General features: G+C 62.7%; 2 pseudogenes. Both read left to right on the top strand.

The features are described 5' to 3' along the window. A pseudogene (locus L9Z73_RS30475) lies at positions 1–510 on the top strand (MFS transporter); the annotation flags it as partial. Between the two features lie 107 nt (positions 511–617). Beyond that, positions 618–1,433: pseudogene (locus tag L9Z73_RS30470) on the top strand (hypothetical protein); the annotation flags it as partial.

The following is a 1,433-nucleotide window of genomic DNA, read 5'->3' as shown; positions in this document are numbered from 1 at the left end:
CTGGCGCCGTCGCTGGTGCGGGCGGCGACCGGCTCGACCTCCAACCTGATCGGTGGCGGCTTGGTGGCGGTGCTGACCTTGAGCGGCGCGCTGATGATCTTCAGCCTGCGCAATCGCCCGGCCAATAAGGTCCTGCGGTTGGGCGCCAGCCTGCTGGCTGTTGGTGTGGCGCTGATCCTCGTGGCGGTCCACAGTGCCAGCCTGCCGCTGTTTTTCATCGCGACGTTAATCGCCGGCAGTGGTTTTGGCGCAGGCTTTCTCGGGGCCTTGCGCAGCGTGGTGCCGCTGGCCTTACCCCATGAGCGGGCGGGGTTGATGTCGGCATTTTATGTGCTGAGCTACCTGGCGTTCTGCCTGCCGTCTTTGCTGGCGGGCAATCTGATCCGCAGTTTTGGCCTCATCGCTACCACGGACGGCTACGGCGCCGTGCTGATCGTGCTGACCCTCGGCGCCCTGGCCGGGTTGCTACGCCAGGATGCATTGCGGGTCGGGTGCAAGGGCAGCGCCTGATGCTATATTGGTAAAATAGATAACAGTTAGAGATATTACCCGTTATATAGATATGTGCTCAGGTTCTACCATGGCCTCAACCTCATGCGAGGAAGAGGATTGCCATCATGACCTGCTCGACCACCCTGAACTACAAACCCTTCAGCCACCTGACCCGACCGCGGGAAGTGATTCGCCAGTTCACCCCGAACTGGTTCGCCGCCACCATGGGTACCGGGGTGTTGGCGCTGGCGCTGGCGCAACTGCCGGTCAATCTGCCGGGTGTGTACGCCGTCGCCGAAGGGTTGTGGCTGTTCACCATTGGCCTGTTCATCCTGTTCAGCGCCTTGTATACGGCGCGCTGGGTGATGTTTTTCGACGAGGCGCGGCGGATCTTCGGGCACTCTACGGTCTCGATGTTCTTCGGCACCATTCCCATGGGCCTGGCGACCCTTATCAACGGTTTGCTGTTGTTCGGCCTGCCGCGCTGGGGCGCTGGCGTGCTGTTCAACCGGGCCAGCGAGGCGCATTTTGTCGAACTGGACCAGCAACTGCTCGAGAGCAAACTGGTGGCGCTGCGCAGCACCTTGCTGGGCGTCGACTCGCCGCAGTTATTCGCCCAACGCGAAGCGCAACTGCGCGCCGAACTCAATCGCCAGCCTGACCTCGCATTACGCATCACCGCCGCCGGACAACGCTGGTTTGACGGCGCACCGAACATCAGCCTGCCCGAATCGCCTGGCCTGCACGGCCTGCAGAACGCCGGCACCGAGTACCGCGTGTACAACGCGCCGTTAAGGCCGGGTCAACCCGACTCGCCGCAACTGAGCCTGATGCTCGACATCACCCACCACCAACACTTCCTGCAACGTATGCAGCATTTGATCTGGCTCACGGTCAGCCTCTCAGCCCTGGCCACCGCGCTGCTCGGCGCCTGGGCTGCG

Origin of the sequence: Pseudomonas emilianonis (genome assembly GCF_023072625.1) — a bacterium.
In the GTDB taxonomy this organism is placed as follows: Bacteria; Pseudomonadota; Gammaproteobacteria; order Pseudomonadales; family Pseudomonadaceae; genus Aquipseudomonas; species Aquipseudomonas paraveronii.
Note: the sequence above shows the minus strand (reverse complement) of the source record. Positions and strands in the feature narration are given on the sequence as shown.